Raw genomic sequence first — 16,191 nt, 5'->3', positions numbered from 1 at the left:
TCATTACCACTTCGCGCCCACGGCCATCTTGCTGAGGCTGACCTCCTCGCGGACAGCCTGCCCAGCCAGCGCCCTCTTTTTTTCCTGGACGCGGGCGAGGCAGTCCATGCGGCGCAGCTCGTCCTCGCCAAGCTCAAGGGCGAGGTCGACCCACAGGTCGACGATGTCGACCAGCTCGGCCTTGCAGGGCGGGTCGGCGCGCTCGCGGACCTGCTTGAGGGTGAGCAGGGTCTTGAAGCGGCGGGCGTTGTCGGCGACGTAGCCGCGCAAGGTCGCCTCGGCCTGGCCCTCGGCGCAGACCAGGTCGACCAGGCCCAGCGCCTTGACCTCGGCCGCCGAGCGGGACAGGCCGTCCTCCAGGATCTGCCGGGCCAGGGCGGCGCCCAGCTTGCGCTTGAGGAAGCTGTAGCCGCCCATCCCGGGGAACAGGTTGAACAGGATCTCGGGCAGGCCGAACTTGGCGCTAGCCTCGGCGATCACCAGGTCGTCGGTGAGCATCGCCTCGAAGCCGCCGCCGATCGCGTCGCCCTGGATCAGCGCCACGGTCAGGATCGGCAGGCCCAGGCTGGTCAGGTTGTCGTGCAGGATGTCGATGGCGAGATGGGCGTAGGCGCGCAGCCCGGCCTCGTCCTTGGCACGGATCATCCCGGTGAAGGTGGCGAGATCGCCGCCCAGGCTCCAGGCCTTGGGCGCCTCGGACGCCCAGACCAGGTAGCGGAACGGGATCTCCTCGGTCGGGCGGCCGGCATAGAGCTCGACCAGGTGGTGCTGCAGGCGGCGCATGTCCTGCATCAGGGCCGGGGTGTAGCAGGCCCGGGCGCGGTGCTTCATCCGCGCGAACAGCAGACCCGCCGAGGCATCCAGCTCCACGCTCAGATGCTCCAGCTCCAGCTCCGGCGAGCGGCTCCGCCACGACGGGAAGCGGGTCACCGTGGCAACCGGGGCAGCAGCGCCCGCAAGCTTAGGGTAGTAGACGTCATTCTGGAAGGAGCGCAGAGCACGAGACATTTACTTTACCCAACTCTAGGGAGCTCCCGGAACAATCCGAGAAACTCAGATGTATTTCCTTCTGCCCCCAACAAAAACACTAAAATTCTGAATACTCAAATGATATATTTTAAAGTTTTACTTAACAATTTAAGCAAAATTTGCAAAGAATAGAAAATACTCCATGCTGAGCTTACGAAATATTCAAAAATTCTCGGAAGATTCTCATTCCAACATCAAAAAGGATTAGAACCTGACCTATAGATTTCGCTAGAACGCTGACCGATTTCTTTTGAAAAGATTGCAATTCGCCAGAATGTTTTCATTTCAACATACAGCCCCGTATCGCTCTTCGGCAGGAATCGCCACGCCCCACAGTTGCACGCATTACCAATATGTCATTGACCGACATGCCAGCGCCGTCGACGGAAGGCTTCAAAGCATGTTAATCAACACACTTGTCTGCAGATGATTTTAACTAAAATATTCTATTACTGAATGAGATTTATAGAAAGATTTCTAAACTCAAGTAAAATATTTGAAATATCTCAATAAATGTCCGGAAGCTTCACTGCTGCCTTAGTTTGATCTAAGAGCCTTGCACGTTACACGCTTTCGAACACGACATCCACAACCTGAGCGTTCATTGTCCTGAAACCCATTGCGCGTGCCTACCTCCCTCCATCAACATGGGTAAGCATCTTGATGCTTTATCCTCAGGCAGGAGTGTCCAAGGGTCGACCTTAACTGGATCAACCCCACTCTTTGAGACGATAATTGCACGCCTGCCATCTATTACGCATTCCAGTCAGGGGGCACTGCGCTCATTCACCACACTATGCTTGCCGGCAGGAGCGTAGTATTTATCTGTTTTTTCCAGCGTATCAGATTCGCGGACTGATAAGAAACATATCCGGTAATTGATGACTCAGGCAGGGAAGACCGGCAACGTGCTTGCGAACCCCTTTTCAAGGCCGCGTGCTTGCGGCCGCGTCATCGCCTCCGCGTCCATCTGCTGGATCCTGGCAATCGCGCTGGCAGCATTTCTCTCGACGTTGATCGATCAGGTCCTCTGGGGTCCTTCTGACGCAGGCATGCTGCTGACCCCCGTCAGCGCCGTGATGCTGGGGGTTTTTCTTCGGCATGACGTTCGTGCATGGCCGATCCTGGCCTTCTCAGGTGCCGCCGCGATCCTGGCTGCCGGCAGCATTTTTGGGCTGGGGCCGGCCACGGCCATCGAGAAGGTCGGGCTGGATGTCGGCGAGGCAGTTCTGGCGGCCGGTGTCCTGCAAAGGTTCTTCAAGAACCGGCTGGATATCGGAAACTATTGGCAAGCGGGTGCCCTAAGCCTGGCAGCCCTGGTGATCCCCGCCATGACGGTGTCCATTTCGATCGTCACCGGACAGATTCTCATTGGCAGCCTTCCCACGGTTCAAGACGTGCTCGTTTCCTATGCACCCCGTGCGGTAGGCCTGCTCGTGGTTCTGCCTGTGCTGCTCATCTGGAGCAGCCCACTGGCTAGGCGGCGGGATCCTGGTCCCTCCTTGACGGCAGTTGCGGCTGTGATCGCCGGAGTGGCGGCTGTGGGAGCGGCTGCCTTTGCTGCGCCGCCATATCTTCAGCTTCCAATGCTGCTCGTCCCCCTGGTGGTTCTGGTCGCTTCCCGCCATGGCTTCTCGTGGGGCTCCTTGACGCTGGTCGCTCTGACCCTGGCAGTCATCGCCATGGCAAAAGTCGGGACCGGTTGGTTTGGATCTGACGCTTCCCTTATCGGTTCTCAAATCTTCCTCGCCGTTGCCTCTTTGGCACTGCTCGCGGCTGGGATTGCTCACTCGAAGCGGGAGGAACTGACGCGGGCTTTACAGGCAGCGGAAGAACGTGCGGCGGAGGCCAGGCGAGCGAAGGCGAATTTCCTGTCGGCAATGGGGCACGAGTTCCGTACTCCGATCACCGCAGTCCTGGGCATGGTCGACCTCATGTCCGAATCCGATCTGTCCCCTAACGAGAAGGGTTATCTTGAAACCATACGGACTTCAGGGCGACACCTTCTCGCAATGTTCAATGACCTGCTTGACTATTCAAGAAGCGAAACTGGTCGGCTTTGCATCAATTCCGTCGACTTCTCGATCCGGGAGGTTCTGGATCAGGTAAGATCTTTTTCGATGCCGCAAGTGAGCGATCTGGGCTTGGATTTTTATTTCGAGGTCGAAGAGAATCTGCCGGAAGTGGTCCGGGGCGACCCCAAGCGGCTTCGGCAAGTTCTGCTCAACCTCGTCGGGAACGCCCTCAAGTTCACCAACCGTGGCAGCGTCACGGTGCGGGTACGCCACAAGCTTGCAAGAGATTCTGCTGTCGAGTTGTTCGTCGAGGTCGTGGACACCGGCGTCGGGATGTCTGCCCAGAAGGTCGCCGATCTGTTCCAGTCCTTCGACCTGCACGGGACCTCCACCAAGAGGAGCCATGGCGGGATCGGGCTGGGCCTCGCCATCAGCAAGCGCCTCATCGAGGCCATGGGTGGGCAGATAGGCGTCACGAGCACACGAGGGATCGGAAGCTGTTTCTGGTTCCAGGTAACGCTCGAATTGGGTTCGGCCCCCGACGCGGCTCCGCTGGATGCCACGGCCATGCCTCCCCTCCGGGTGCTCGTCGTGGATGATGGAGCCGTAAACCGGAAGCTGGTGTCCCAGATGCTGGGCCGGTACGGCCATCAGGTCACAGCCGCACGCAATGGCGTCGAGGCTGTCGAGATGATGGTCAGAGGCAGGTTCGAGATGGTCCTAATGGACGTCCAGATGCCGGTAATGGACGGCATCGAGGCGACGCGGCTCATCCGCGATCTTCCCGATCCGCGGAACAAGGTGCCGGTGCTGGGACTGACGGCCAGCATTCTGCCGGAGGAGTATCAGCGCTGCCGAGACGCAGGAATGAATGACGTCCTGGTCAAGCCAGTGGAATGGGAACAGTTGTTCGGGGCTATCGCGGAGCATCACGCGGCGCGCGCTGACCATCCCACCCTGCGGGTCTGAAGATCGGCGGCGGCCGATCTCGTTTGCCAATATGCCTCCTGACGCGCGTCCCAGAATCGGCAGGCGGAAGCTATCGCGCCACCGACGAACATCCCCGCCTTTCATCAGGTAGCCCAGCCCCATCGAATCTCTCCGATAGAAACCTCCGACGCTTGCGGGACAACAACCAGGGGACGCAGTTCAAGGTACCGCCCACGTATGACTCGCAGATTTTTGTTCAACAGGACGAAGAGCTGATCTGGCTGCTGAATGAGATCATCAGGGACGCAGGGGACAAACCGATCGGATGAGTGAATGCATCGCTGCCCACCTTCTGAAGCCGGTGTGCGGGTTGACCAATCATCATGCGGCCACAGCCGATTGTTGAACTATGAGAGGAACAAAGAGACAACGGTCTGTTGCAATATACTCTTCGATCATACTTAGGCATTCAAGTCTTTCTGCCCAGAAAATAAGCATTCCTCAGAAAGTTTCCCAATTTTTATTTCAGAGAGTCTCACCAGCAAGCACAAAAGATACCGAGATAAGTTCCCTCACAAAATAATAGACCGCTATCGAGTGCGCAAATTTAATTGTTCGATCGCTTGGTATTAGATAATCACGTCTCAAGTGATACCTTCTCATGCTCGACAGACGCGGCCTCTTCAGCCCGAGTCCACGGAAAATTGTTCAAGAACCATCGCCCTTCGACAAGATTTCGCCCCGGGCGAGGACTCTAAACTACAGCCATTCAAGGCTGATCGCGCTCTGTTCAGGTCAGTAGGCGCTCCGGCCGGCCTGTTCGCATCTTGTTGAGAGTAGACAGCACCATGAGACCAACGACATGATGCCAAACCTGTTCGTCATAGGCGCGGCCAAATCCGGCACCACTTCCCTGCACCATTATCTCGGACAACATCCAGACGTCTTCATGTCGCCTGTCAAGGAGCCGAACTACTTCGCTTTTCCCGGGGTCTTGCCATCTTTTGCTGGACCACCAGAAGAGCCAGGATCATTCTTCCGCCGCGACCGGATCCGCAGAGAGAAGTACCAATTTTCAATCCTGGATCAACGTGAGTATGAAGACCTCTTCTCGCAGGGCTCAGGTGCATTTTTTCGAGGCGAATCATCAGCATCTTATTTGTATTATCCTGACGCTGCCCGGCGAATCAAGGAACAGGCTCCAGATGCCAGGATCATCGTCGTCCTGCGGCATCCGGTTGACCGAGCGCATTCAAAGTATATGCAGATGCGCCGTGACCAGGCCGAGCCGCTGGACCGATTTGAACATGCCGTGGACGCTGAACCAGAGCGGAAGCGAGCAAACTGGGCACCAACCTGGCTATACATGGAGCGGGGCTTCTATGGCCAGCAACTTGCCCCCTATTTCGACCTCTTCGACTCCAGGCAGATCCACGTCGTGCTTTATGAGGACCTTCGACGCGATCCGGTCGACTGCATGCAGGCAATCTTCCGGTTTCTCGACATTGATCCGCACGTGCCGATGGACACGCAGGAGCGCCACAATGTCTCTGCGGTGGCCCAGGTTCCACGGTCTGGCCCGCTCTTCTGGTTGATTGCTCGTCCCTACCTCCAGTCTGCCAGCCTGCAGGCACGAATGCCTGCCTGGCTCTACCGGACGATCCGGCCGACAGTACGACGCCTGCTTCTGAAACCCATGACGCCGGTTGCCGTGGAGCCACTCTCATCCGACACTCGGACAATGCTGCTGGCGCGATTCCGCCCTGATATCAGGAAGCTTGAGGGGACGATCGGGCACAACCTGTCGCATTGGCTCGAATAATCCAGGATTGTAGTCTCTCCCGGAAACTCGTTAATTTGATGCCTCAAGAATGAAGGTGGCAAGCCGCAGCGGAGGAGAGTCGGATGGCTCAGAAGTTAAAGCCCCTGATGGACGTCCGTCATAATCCAAATCTGCATGCTTCTGCCGATGAACGCCGACCGCTCATCGATTCTCTATCATTTGGCGGAGAACGAGAACCCTGGCTACCTATCCAGATTCATGGCTCCGACTTCCTACCCACGACCACGGCCGGTGCAATTGCAGGACGCTTCTCCCCCCTCACTGTTAGAATGGGCAAGGTCGCGTGGCAGCGTGATTCACGTCCGTCTGGCCTAGCGGCGGGCGGTTGGACCGGATTGCAGGCGAGGCCCGGCCCTGCACTGCCGGCGAGCGTGAGCTCATGAGGATCTGCCTGATCTCCACCGAGATTTTCGCTTGGGGCAAGCATGGCGGGTTTGGCCGCGCCACCAGGATGATCGGAGGCGAGTTGGCGAAGCGCGGTGTTGAGGTCTTCGTGGTAGTCCCGCAGCGTCCCGGCCAACACCCCGTGGAAAAGCTGGACGGGATCACCGTGCTCGGGTTTCCACCGCTCCGGCCACAATGCATGCTGCAGTTGTTCCGTGACGTGAACGCTGACGTGTACCACTCGTGCGAGATCTCGCTGGGGACTCTCCTGGCGCAGCGGGCGATGCCCGAGCGCCGACATATGATCACCTTCCGGGATCCGCGAGACTGGACCGACTGGGCGCTGGAGTTCGCACGTCCATCGCTTAACAGGTTGCAGGTGGTCGGCAACTACCTGTTCGAAAGCAACCCGGCTCTGGGCTATGCCGTCCGACGGGCGGATGCTCTCTACACCATCGCCGAGTGGCTGGTTCCGAAGGTCGAGCGGATGTACCGACCAAAGGTGAAGCCGCGGTTCCTGCCCACGCCAGTTCCCATCCCCCCGGAGCCGCACAAGGCCCAGCAACCGACGGTCTGCTACGTCGCCAGACTCGACCGGAGGAAGCGACCTGATCTGTTCCTGGATCTGGCCGCGCAGTTTCCGCAGGTCCGATTTCTTGCGATGGGCAAGTCCCGCGACATCAACTATGAGGCTTCTCTGCGGAAGAAGTATGGCAGTCTGCCAAACATCGAGTTTCTGGGCATGGTCGACCAGTTTGCCTCGGGCACCCATGGAAACGTCCTGGGTGAAAGCTGGATCATGATCAACACTGCCACACGAGAGGCGATGCCTAACTCCTTTCTGGAAGCGGCAGCCCACGGATGTGCCATCATGAGTTTTGTGGATCCGGATGGGTTCGCCACCAAGTTCGGGTATCACGCCGCCAAGGACGACTTCGCCAAAGGCTTGGCCTGGCTTCTGGAAGAGGATCGCTGGCGTGAACGTGGCCAGCGCGCGCGGGAACACGTGGCCCGAGTGTTCGCTCTCGATCATGCCATCGACCTGCACCTCGAGGTCTATCGATCGCTCTTGTCCAATGACAAACTCCCGGCCACGGCTACGCGGCCAGCGTCTGCCTCCAAAGCTGCGAGTTTGTGATCTGGAGATGGTTCTTCAGGAACTGGCACGACTATCCCAATGGGGAAAAGCCGGAAGAGGCTGAGAACCGATGACCGCTTGGCGAAGCGAACTGGCGGTGCCGTGCCTGCTGTTCCTGGCATGCTGCGCGCTCTATGCGGTCAACCTCGACATTCCACCGGACTTCGACGAACTCTACCATGTCCTGGCGGCACGAGGATTTGCAGAGACTGGGCGCTATGCGATCGCCGACGGCATCTATGAGCGGGGATGGCCGCTCACCCGGGTCATAGCTGCTCTTTTCGGGCTCTTGGGAGACGATGTGTGGATAGCGCGGCTCCCGTCGCTGCTCTGCGTCGCGTCCACTGTCACGTTGCTGTACGTCTGGCTGCGCCGTGAGGCCGGAAACCGAGCGGCCCTGATCGCAGTGCTGCTCTTCGCGGTCTCCCCCTTCTCTCTAGACATTGCCCATTTCGCCCGGTTCTACGCCTTCCATGGACTGGCGTTCCTGCTCGGTTCCATCTGCATCTACGATCTGGTGACCCATCCGGCTGCACCTCGTGTCCGCCTGATCCGGGGCGTCATCGCCAGCGCGGCATTCGCAGCCGCTATCATGTTTCAGATCACCACGCTGATCGGACTGGCGGCATTGGGAGCGTGGCTGGTTCTGCAGCTTGTGGGCCCCTGGCTCCTGTCCAGGAACGTACCACGGGGCCGGCGCCTGGCCTTCATCATCCTGACGGTTGTCCTTCTGGGTCTGGCCATAGCGGCGGCTGGCTCAACAGGCATGCTGGCGAAGCTGCTCGGAATGTACCGAAGCACGCCGCTCTGGTCTGCGGATAATGCCGACAACGCCGCTTACTACCATGCCTGGATGATTCTGTATTATCCAACTCTATGGTCGCTCCTTCCAATCCTCCTCGTAGGGGCATTGTCGGCTCGACCACAAACTGGCTTCTTCTTGTTTGTCATGACAGGCGTGGGGCTGGTACTTCACAGTTTTGCCGGCTCGAAGAGCCTGCGCTACGTCTATTATATCATGCCCTTCCTGTTTGCGCTCTGGGGCATCGGGCTTGCGAGCATCCTTTCGGCTATCGTGCGTTTTGCCCGTGAGCAGACAGGCACCTTGTTCGCGCGCCTTTACCCAGCCCATCCAAAAGGCATCCTCGGGCTCATCGTCTTGTTCCTGTCAGGTGCCTGGATCGTGGCCGCCAATGCAGCCTCGGTGCGCAGCCTGCTGATGCTGGCAAATGTCACCATTCCGCCCGAGCTGCCGCCGACCCGCTGGGATCTGGCAAAGCCCGTGCTGGCTCCCCTCATCCGCGCAGCGGATGTTGTCGTAGTGACTTCCGAACTTGACGCCCTGTATTTCCTTGGGGATTACGACGTCCTGGTCAGCAGGAGCCGGCTCGACGAGCGTCCCGGTTCGGACACTCCGCAGTTTTCGGTCGACCCGCGCACGGGCCGGCCGATCATCAGCACAGCGGAAGCACTCGCTCAGGTAATGGCCTGTCACCGGACAGGCATCGTCATCACGTCCATCTATCGTTGGCGTCATGCACCAATGCTGGACAATGACGTCGCCGACATGATTGTGCGCTCAGCCAAGCCGGTTCTCCTGCCTCAAGCTAGTCGGGTGATGGCCTACACGTGGCGCCATGAACCCACTGCGGACCGATCAGCATGCTCCGGCCCATCTGCCAGTTCAGAGACCCCGGCAGGCGCTCGGGAAGAGGCCAGAAAAAGCTGGTAGGAACGGTCCCGGTGGCCGGAGCAGACAGCCAACATTCAGCGCGGGACGATCGAAAGCGTGATCCCGGCGGCGGCCAGCCGGTGCGGCCGAACTTCCAGGCTGCGCCGATAGCGCCCAGCCTTGGGCTCCTCGGAAATCAGGGTTACACCGCTCGGGTTGGCCGGCACCCATCGCCCGCCATAGCGGAAGTACAAGGCGTCGCCGGCGCCACCTGGGCTGTGCTGAACGAACAGGCGGTAACCTGTGGCGGCATTGCAGAACTCCTCGAACATCAGGAGCCCAGGCGCATTGGCCTCAAGACGGTCGATCGAACAGACGACCGGGACAGTGACTCGCAGATCGAAATGGCGTTCGCTGGCCGCGCCGCTGTCGGAGACATACGCGACTGAAGCAGCCAGCAGAGCCAAGCCCAAGCGCAAGCCGTGCACGGCTCCTCACCTTTCCCAAAGCCACCTTGCGCAACCGCGGTCATGCCTCTCGACCTTGCTTGAGAACCAAGCCTGGCGCTGATCGACGTTCCGCTGCCACTGCATTCGCAAAAAATCACCAGGACCCAAACAGGTTCCCAATGCTTTATAATTTCCAGAAAAACGTTGATATATGAGCGATGTGATCCTTTGAGGCGAATAGCTGGATTGCCGCCCTCTGCATGGAACCACTTCCGCCTATAGCAATTGATCGCATTCGGGGTCTGCCAGCACAAGCAGCACTGCAGCCAACCTGATGCACCAGGATGCCGCAGCCGAGCGATAGGGGGGACGAGGCACAGCTCGCCCCGCCCCGCATGCCAATCATGGGTGTCGCTTCACTCTGCCGGCCGGTAGGACAGCAGCCGCTTCAGAGACCGGCGCCGACGCTAGACGGATATCGTCGTCGCAGACGTGCCGCTGCTCGCAGCCAGCGGCCGGACGACCGGCAATGGCTCCGTCTCCGTCACTATCTCTCCACTCGCCAGCCAATGCGCACAGGCATCGCCAAGTTCCCGCCGCGCCGCTTCTTCGTAGCGGCGGCTATCGGCGGCGCTGAGCACCTCGCGCCAGCGTCCGTTCGTCCCCTTGTGCACGAAGGTCGGAGCTCCTCCTTCCCAGAAGATGCCTCCCGCCGGCGCGCTGAAGCGTGCGTTCGCCTTCATGTAGTCAAAGCTGCAATGCTCAACGATCGAAGGCCAGCGCCGCTCATCGATTGGAATCTCCAGGAAGGTGGCGATCCGGCGGATTTGCCCCGGCAGATCCGCCTTGAGGTCGGCGAAGTGCAGCAGCATCAGGTTCGGCAGCTGCCGGATCGTCCACCAACTCCGGATGTTCTCCCAGAACGACCAGAACGGAAGGCCGTCCCTATCCAGCCATTCATTGAAGTACTGGCAGATGTCCGAAGGCGGGCGCGCGATAGGTGGGCCGACCCTGCCCGGAGTATCGTTCAGCGCCTGATACCAATACTCGTTGGCTTGAACGTGGTGGTTGTAGAGACTCCAGACCACGTCGCGGCCATCCCGACCGATATAAAGGTACTTTGCCTTCGGCGAGAAGGTCAGGGCATCTACGGGAAGGTGGGTCTTCAGAAAGCGACGGTGCCGCTGCGCCTCGACCGCCTCAAGCTTCACATCCTGGGGCGGCACCCGCAAGTCGAGCCACGGCGACATCTCGGCTACGGCAACATCCGGAGCACCCTGAAATAGAAGCTGACCGACAATTTGTTGAACCCAGGTTGTACCTGACTTGGCATAGGTCGCGATGACAATGTCGTCATCCCTGAAGTCGAGCTTGTCCCAGATTGTCGAATCCATGTGATGATTGTGCAGGTCGCGCGTCTTCCGCGGCCACTCTGCTGCCTTCTGGTCCATGGCTGGTTGTCCCCTGCATGACAGGCACATGAGCCGGCACGATCGCCGGCCTCGGCCGATCCCGGCCGCTAGGCCGGTAGCCATGAATATTTACAGCCTGGGCAGGAACAGGCGTGACGAAAATCACCGGCCATGGGACCAAAAAGACGAATACAGAAGCGGCCAGCCGCTTCTCTACGGCTCACATTCAGGCGTCTACTGCCCGCCATCCATGATGCAGGGTTCGACCTTGCGCATCGAATGAGAAGTAGTTGCCGCCATTGTTGGGGGGCTGGTCTTCCGAGCGCTGGATGGGGCAGCCTTTCAGGTGGCAGAGCAGCAGGGTACCCACTCCGCCATGGGCCACGATTGCGACGTCGCTGGTGGTGCCATGGAGGCGGATGACCTGGTCCACCGCCTGGACGATGCGTGCCTGAGCATCTACCGCCCGTTCCCAGCCGCGCACCGATTCATGCGGTCTCGCAAAGAACTGGTCTGCCGTGGCCTCGAACTCGGTCCGGGCGAGATAGCCGGTTGCGCTGCGGTCGTTCTCGCCGAGTTCTTCCAGCTCATGGCGAGGAATACCGCGCCCCTCCGCAAGGATCGTCGCGCCGTCGATGGCCTTCTGCTCGGTGCTGGACCAGATGGCGGCCAGCCCCGCCACCCAGTCCTTGGCCAGGAACATCCTCATCCGGACGCGGCCGCGCTCCGACAAAGGCCAGCGCGGCACCGGGACGTTCGCGTCGATTTGGACGTCGGAATGGGTGATGAACCAGACCGTGCTCATATCAATACAGCACCACCGATCGGATGGACTTGCCTTCGTGCATCAGGTCGAAGGCGTCGTTGATCTTCTCGAGCGGCATCGTGTGGGTGATCAGCGGATCGATCTGGATCTTCTGGTCCATGTACCAGTCGACGATCTTCGGCACGTCGGTCCGGCCGCGGGCACCACCGAAGGCGGTACCCTTCCAGACCCGCCCGGTGACCAGTTGGAACGGCCGGGTGGCGATCTCCTGGCCGCTGCCAGCCACACCGATGATGGTCGAGACGCCCCAGCCGCGGTGGCAGCATTCCAATGCCTGCCGCATCAGGCCAACATTGCCGACGCACTCGAAGCTGTAGTCTGCCCCGCCATCGGTCAGCTGCACGATGTGCTGGACGACGTCGCCCACCTCCTTCGGGTTGACGAAGTGGGTCAAGCCGAACTGGCGGGCCATCTCCTCGCGCGCCGGGTTCAGGTCAACGCCAATGATCTTGTCCGCCCCGGCGAGCCTAGCACCCTGGATGACGTTCAGCCCGATCCCGCCCAGGCCGAACACCGCCACGTTGCTGCCGACCTCAACCTTGGCCGTGTGGATCACGGCGCCGACACCTGTGGTCACACCGCAGCCGATATAGCAGATCTTGTCGAACGGAGCGTCGGTGCGGACCTTGGCCAGGGCGATCTCCGGCATCACCGTGAAGTTCGCGAAGGTCGAGCAGCCCATGTAGTGGTGGATCGGCTTGCCCTTGAGCGAGAAGCGCGTGGTGCCGTCCGGCATCAGGCCCTTGCCCTGGGTCGCGCGGATCGCGGTGCACAGGTTGGTCTTTCGCGACAGGCAGCTTTTGCACTGCCGGCATTCGGGCGTGTAGAGCGGGATCACATGGTCGCCCGGCTGCACCGAAGTCACGCCCGGGCCGCACTCGACTACGACCCCGGCCCCTTCATGACCGAGAATGGCTGGAAAGATGCCCTCCGGATCCGCGCCGGAGCGGGTGAACTCGTCGGTGTGGCAGATCCCGGTAGCCTTGAGTTCGACCAGGACCTCGAATGCCTTCGGGCCTTCGAGGTCGACGGTCTCGATCTCCAGCGGCTTGCCCGCTTCCCATGCGACGGCGGCCTGCACCTTCATTGCGACATCTCCCAGGATGGAGAGAGTGTCCCTACCCCGCCAACAGCGAGCCTGCCAGTGTCCTGCTGCCGCCGATCCACCGGAACGACAGGGCAAGCACCAGCCCACGACCTGCCAGGAACAGGAGGAACGCCAGCCACAGCCCGGTGCTGCCGAGCAGCGGCACGAGCACCAGCGCTGTCAACACGAACAGGGCGAGGATGAGGGCCATCGCGTTGCGCAGGACATCGGCACGGCCGGTGCCGAAGAAGATGCCGTCCAGAACGAAAGCCCAGACCGATACCAGCGGCAGGGCAACGATGAACGGCAGATGGGCCCTGGCCAGTTCCCGCACTGCTGGATGATGGGTCATCAGATCGATGAGCCAGTCGCCCGCCAGCGCGAACAGAAGGGTCAACAGCAATGCGACCACAGCGCCATGCTCGAATGACGCCCGGATCGCCAGATGCATGCCTGTCGCCGAACGGGCTCCGGTAGCCCTGCCGACCATCGTCTCGCAGGCCTGGGCGAGGCCATCCAGGAGCCAGGCTGATGCCGTGAAGAAGGTCAGCAGGATGGCGTTGGCGGCGACGAAGGTCTCGCCCAGCCGCGCTGCCGCCACGGCAAACACGATGAAGGAGGCTTCCAGGAAGCAGGAGCGCAGGAACAGGTCGCGGTTCACACGGAAGAGCCGAGCCAACGCCGGACGGTCACGCAAGGCAGCGGCGACAGCCGCCCGGCCCGGCAGTCCATGGCGCGCCGCCAGGCACGCTGCGACGGCCAGTCCGGCATATTCGGAGATGGAGGTCGCAGCCGCGACCGCGTGCAGCCCCAGGCCCATCCCGAACACGAACCAGACATCGAGCAGTCCGTTCAGGACGTTGGCACAGAGGGCCACCACCAGGGGACCTCTCCCGTCCTGGCGGCCGAGCAGCCAGCCGGTCAGGGCAAACTGCCCGAGCGCGGCCGGGGCGCCCAGGAGGCGGATTGCCAGGAAGCTGTCGAACCCGGCGGCCACCTCCGCATCAGGCTGGAAGAGCAGATGGCCGAGGATCTGCAGGGGCCAGGTTATGAACAGGAGCGCGCCGCCGATTGCCAGCGACGTGACCAGCGCCCGCACCGCGGTAGCCTGCAGCATCACCGGATCGCCCGCTCCCACCGCCTGGGCGGCGAGGGCGGTGGTGCCCATCCTCAGGAAGCCGAACAGGAACCAAACTACCGAGACCAGGAATGCGGCAAGGGCTGCGGCGGTGAGATCGGCAGCGCGCGGCAGATGCCCCACCACCGCCGTGTCCACCATGCCGAGCAGCGGGACCGACAGATTGGCCGCGATCAGCGGCACTGCCAGCCGCCACGCCTCCCTGCGCACCGCAGCCAGGCCGATCGTCCCCGGGTCCCGATGGACCGCCATGCACTTCCCTCACCCCTCACGCCCGGCCGGTTCCTACTCCAGAGCCAGTCGCACCACGAGATCCGATCGCGCCGTGGGACGGCGAACATGCTGAGAGCGTCCCTGCGCGTGCGGCAATACATTGACCGGCACCTGCAAGGGGTGATACTCGCACCGCGCCTGCGGAGGGGTGGCCGAGTGGCTGAAGGCGGCGGTTTGCTAAACCGTTATAGGGCCCTAAAGCCTTATCGAGGGTTCGAATCCCTTCCCCTCCGCCAGCGCCATGTTCCGCTGGTTTCCAGGCCAATGCAGCCCCTGCAGATATTCGCTCCGTGAGGCGCCAGCGTTGCTCCTCGCCAAAGGCCTTATTGCAGCTTGCCGCGGCGGATGATGGCATTGGGCCGACCAAGCCCGTCGAAGCCGTACCTGGAAGGCCGTCCCGAGCAAGAGCCTGGATGTTGCCATCGCCGACCGGCCCGGGCAGATGGCACCGGCGGGGCACGGCCGTGGAGGCCGGTGAAGCCTTTTGTGCCAGCCCGGCCGTTGCCACGCCACTGGAGGAGACGTCCTGGTCCTGCCGGCCTACTGGCACTCTCGTTCTCGACGAGGTCGTCGGCCGCTGCAATGAAGCGCTTCCGGGCGACACCTTGGCCCAGGCTGCCCGCAGGGCTGGTCAGGCGGCCTCGCCTACGACCAGACCAGGTCCAACAATCGCTCCCTGACGCGCCATGTCGGCGATCTCGTCGGGGCTGTATCCCAGTTCCTGCAGTACTTCCCCGGTGTGCTGGCCGATATCCAAGGGCAGGTGCCGGATCTTCGGGATCTCTCCGTCGTACCGGATCGGATGGCTGACCAGGACGGCCTTGCCGCCGCGCACCTCCACTTCGGCGAAGATGCCCAGATGCCTTGCCTGCGGATCCTGAGCGAGATCCTGATAATCCTGCACCGGCGCCCACCAGATCTCCGCGGCATCCAGCATGGCTGCGACTTCCTCGAAGCGGTGCTTCTGCAGTGCCTGGGCGGTAGCCTGGGCATAGCGGTCGCGCTCCCGGTACGTGTCGATATCCACGAGGGCACGCAGTTGGTCGTCCCCCAACGCCTCAGCGAACTTGGAAGGACTGTTCAACGATATCGCCAGATGGCGCCCTTCGAATGTCCTGTAGATGCCGTAAGGAGCAGGATGGAACCATGTCGCGAGATGGGGATCACGCTCAAAGCGCGCAGAACTGGCTTGAGCGGTAAGAAAATTGACGATCGCTTCGCCCTGGAGGTCGATGCCTGCGGCGAACAGGCTGCTCTCGACATGGGTGCCCTTGCCGGTCTTCAGGCGACGCACATAGGCCCCTAGGACAGCCATGGCGAGGAGGGCGCCGCCGTGCTGATCGCAAATCGCAGCACCGGTCGCGGTGCCGCCGCCGCCGGATGCAGCGACCAGCCCTGTCCTTGCCTGCACGAGAAGGTCCTGCCCCGGCTTGTCCCGGAGTGGGCCGGACGACCCAAAGCCGGATGCGGAGGCAAAAATGATGTCGGGCCGGCGCTCCCGGAGCACCGCATACCCTAGCCCCAGCCGGTCGAGCACGCCGGGGCGGAAGTTCTCGATGACGGCATCGGCACGATCAACAAGACGCAGGGCAGCCTCCAGGCCTGCCGGTGACTTCAGGTCGAGGGCAACGACCCGCTTGTTCCTGTTGGCGCAGAGAAAGAACCCGCTGACATCTTCCACATAGACATTGCCGCCGGACCAATGGCGCTCATACGCGCCTCGCAGGGCCTCCACCTTGATGACGTCCGCCCCCATGTCGGCCAGGTACTGGCTGGCCGCCGGTCCTTGCAAGTAGTGGCAGAAACTGACGACGCGCATGCATTCAAGCATGAAGTCACCTTCCTCCGATCCAGGTTATCTCTGAAATCGCTTTCACTACATTGCGCCACTTGTTGTCAATCCGCCCTGCTTTTGCCGAAGGCTCCAGCTCTGATCTGGATCGAGCCGGGCGGGCACGAGACACCCTCAAAAGCGCAACGTAATCCAAGAGGTAC

11 protein-coding genes and 1 tRNA gene are annotated in these 16,191 nt (G+C 61.2%); 5 read left to right on the top strand and 7 right to left on the bottom strand.

Annotated features, from left to right (window positions below; genetic code table 11):
* Positions 1-3 precede the first annotated feature (3 nt).
* A complete protein-coding gene (locus tag GEMRO_RS29145; RefSeq protein ID WP_051328968.1) occupies positions 4-1,008 on the bottom strand; it encodes a crotonase/enoyl-CoA hydratase family protein in 1,005 nt (334 codons plus the stop codon).
* 929 nt (positions 1,009-1,937) lie between these two features.
* Here GEMRO_RS29145 and GEMRO_RS32615 point away from each other — a divergent pair.
* The 4 genes from GEMRO_RS32615 to GEMRO_RS0111470 all read left to right on the top strand — a co-directional run bounded on the left by GEMRO_RS32615 (position 1,938) and on the right by GEMRO_RS0111470 (position 9,071).
* Positions 1,938-4,013 (top strand): ATP-binding protein, encoded by a 2,076-nt coding sequence (locus GEMRO_RS32615; RefSeq protein WP_169728364.1) that lies wholly within the window; start codon positions 1,938-1,940, stop codon positions 4,011-4,013.
* A gap of 823 nt (positions 4,014-4,836) precedes the next feature.
* The gene (locus GEMRO_RS33440; protein ID WP_084506834.1) at positions 4,837-5,796 is read left to right on the top strand and encodes a sulfotransferase family protein; all 960 of its coding nucleotides are present in this window, start codon (positions 4,837-4,839) and stop codon (positions 5,794-5,796) included.
* A 400-nt stretch (positions 5,797-6,196) separates the two neighbouring features.
* Positions 6,197-7,339 carry a glycosyltransferase family 4 protein gene (locus GEMRO_RS0111475; RefSeq protein ID WP_027134100.1) on the top strand — a complete coding sequence of 381 codons (1,143 nt, stop codon included), beginning with the start codon at positions 6,197-6,199 and terminating at the stop codon, positions 7,337-7,339.
* A gap of 70 nt (positions 7,340-7,409) precedes the next feature.
* Positions 7,410-9,071: an ArnT family glycosyltransferase gene (locus GEMRO_RS0111470; protein WP_027134099.1), complete on the top strand. Its 1,662-nt coding sequence runs from the start codon at positions 7,410-7,412 to the stop codon at positions 9,069-9,071.
* A gap of 35 nt (positions 9,072-9,106) precedes the next feature.
* Here the strand turns inward: GEMRO_RS0111470 and GEMRO_RS0111465 are convergent, their stop codons facing one another.
* From GEMRO_RS0111465 to GEMRO_RS0111445, 5 genes are all read right to left on the bottom strand, one after another.
* A complete protein-coding gene (locus GEMRO_RS0111465) occupies positions 9,107-9,490 on the bottom strand; it encodes a hypothetical protein (RefSeq protein WP_157505549.1) in 384 nt (127 codons plus the stop codon).
* 437 nt (positions 9,491-9,927) lie between these two features.
* A complete protein-coding gene (locus tag GEMRO_RS29135; protein ID WP_084506832.1) occupies positions 9,928-10,911 on the bottom strand; it encodes a sulfotransferase domain-containing protein in 984 nt (327 codons plus the stop codon).
* A gap of 187 nt (positions 10,912-11,098) precedes the next feature.
* Positions 11,099-11,677 (bottom strand): histidine phosphatase family protein, encoded by a 579-nt coding sequence (locus GEMRO_RS0111455; protein ID WP_027134097.1) that lies wholly within the window; start codon positions 11,675-11,677, stop codon positions 11,099-11,101.
* Between the two features lies 1 nt (position 11,678).
* Positions 11,679-12,785: an S-(hydroxymethyl)glutathione dehydrogenase/class III alcohol dehydrogenase gene (locus tag GEMRO_RS0111450; protein WP_027134096.1), complete on the bottom strand. Its 1,107-nt coding sequence runs from the start codon at positions 12,783-12,785 to the stop codon at positions 11,679-11,681.
* Positions 12,786-12,816: 31 nt separating this feature from the next.
* Positions 12,817-14,175 carry an MATE family efflux transporter gene (locus tag GEMRO_RS0111445; RefSeq protein ID WP_051328966.1) on the bottom strand — a complete coding sequence of 453 codons (1,359 nt, stop codon included), beginning with the start codon at positions 14,173-14,175 and terminating at the stop codon, positions 12,817-12,819.
* A 163-nt stretch (positions 14,176-14,338) separates the two neighbouring features.
* Here GEMRO_RS0111445 and GEMRO_RS0111440 point away from each other — a divergent pair.
* Positions 14,339-14,432 (top strand) — tRNA-Ser (locus GEMRO_RS0111440).
* 395 nt (positions 14,433-14,827) lie between these two features.
* On the opposite strand, the gene GEMRO_RS0111435 is transcribed toward GEMRO_RS0111440, so the two are convergent.
* Positions 14,828-16,027 carry a CaiB/BaiF CoA transferase family protein gene (locus GEMRO_RS0111435; protein WP_027134094.1) on the bottom strand — a complete coding sequence of 400 codons (1,200 nt, stop codon included), beginning with the start codon at positions 16,025-16,027 and terminating at the stop codon, positions 14,828-14,830.
* Positions 16,028-16,191: the final 164 nt, after the last annotated feature.

The sequence above is a fragment of the Geminicoccus roseus DSM 18922 genome, assembly GCF_000427665.1.
Classification (GTDB): Bacteria; Pseudomonadota; Alphaproteobacteria; order Geminicoccales; family Geminicoccaceae; genus Geminicoccus; species Geminicoccus roseus.
This window is presented reverse-complemented; position numbering and strand designations above follow the sequence as displayed.

Excerpts from the sequence above, each read along its gene's own strand:
- GEMRO_RS29145 (WP_051328968.1), bottom strand. The coding sequence starts at position 1,008 with ATGTCTCGTGCTCTGCGCTCCTTCCAGAATGACGTCTACTACCCTAAG.
- GEMRO_RS33440 (WP_084506834.1), top strand. The coding sequence starts at position 4,837 with ATGATGCCAAACCTGTTCGTCATAGGCGCGGCCAAATCCGGCACCACT.
- GEMRO_RS0111475 (WP_027134100.1), top strand. The coding sequence starts at position 6,197 with ATGAGGATCTGCCTGATCTCCACCGAGATTTTCGCTTGGGGCAAGCAT.
- GEMRO_RS0111470 (WP_027134099.1), top strand. The coding sequence starts at position 7,410 with ATGACCGCTTGGCGAAGCGAACTGGCGGTGCCGTGCCTGCTGTTCCTG.
- GEMRO_RS29135 (WP_084506832.1), bottom strand. The coding sequence starts at position 10,911 with ATGGACCAGAAGGCAGCAGAGTGGCCGCGGAAGACGCGCGACCTGCAC.
- GEMRO_RS0111455 (WP_027134097.1), bottom strand. The coding sequence starts at position 11,677 with ATGAGCACGGTCTGGTTCATCACCCATTCCGACGTCCAAATCGACGCG.
- GEMRO_RS0111450 (WP_027134096.1), bottom strand. The coding sequence starts at position 12,785 with ATGAAGGTGCAGGCCGCCGTCGCATGGGAAGCGGGCAAGCCGCTGGAG.
- GEMRO_RS0111445 (WP_051328966.1), bottom strand. The coding sequence starts at position 14,175 with ATGGCGGTCCATCGGGACCCGGGGACGATCGGCCTGGCTGCGGTGCGC.
- GEMRO_RS0111435 (WP_027134094.1), bottom strand. The coding sequence starts at position 16,027 with ATGCTTGAATGCATGCGCGTCGTCAGTTTCTGCCACTACTTGCAAGGA.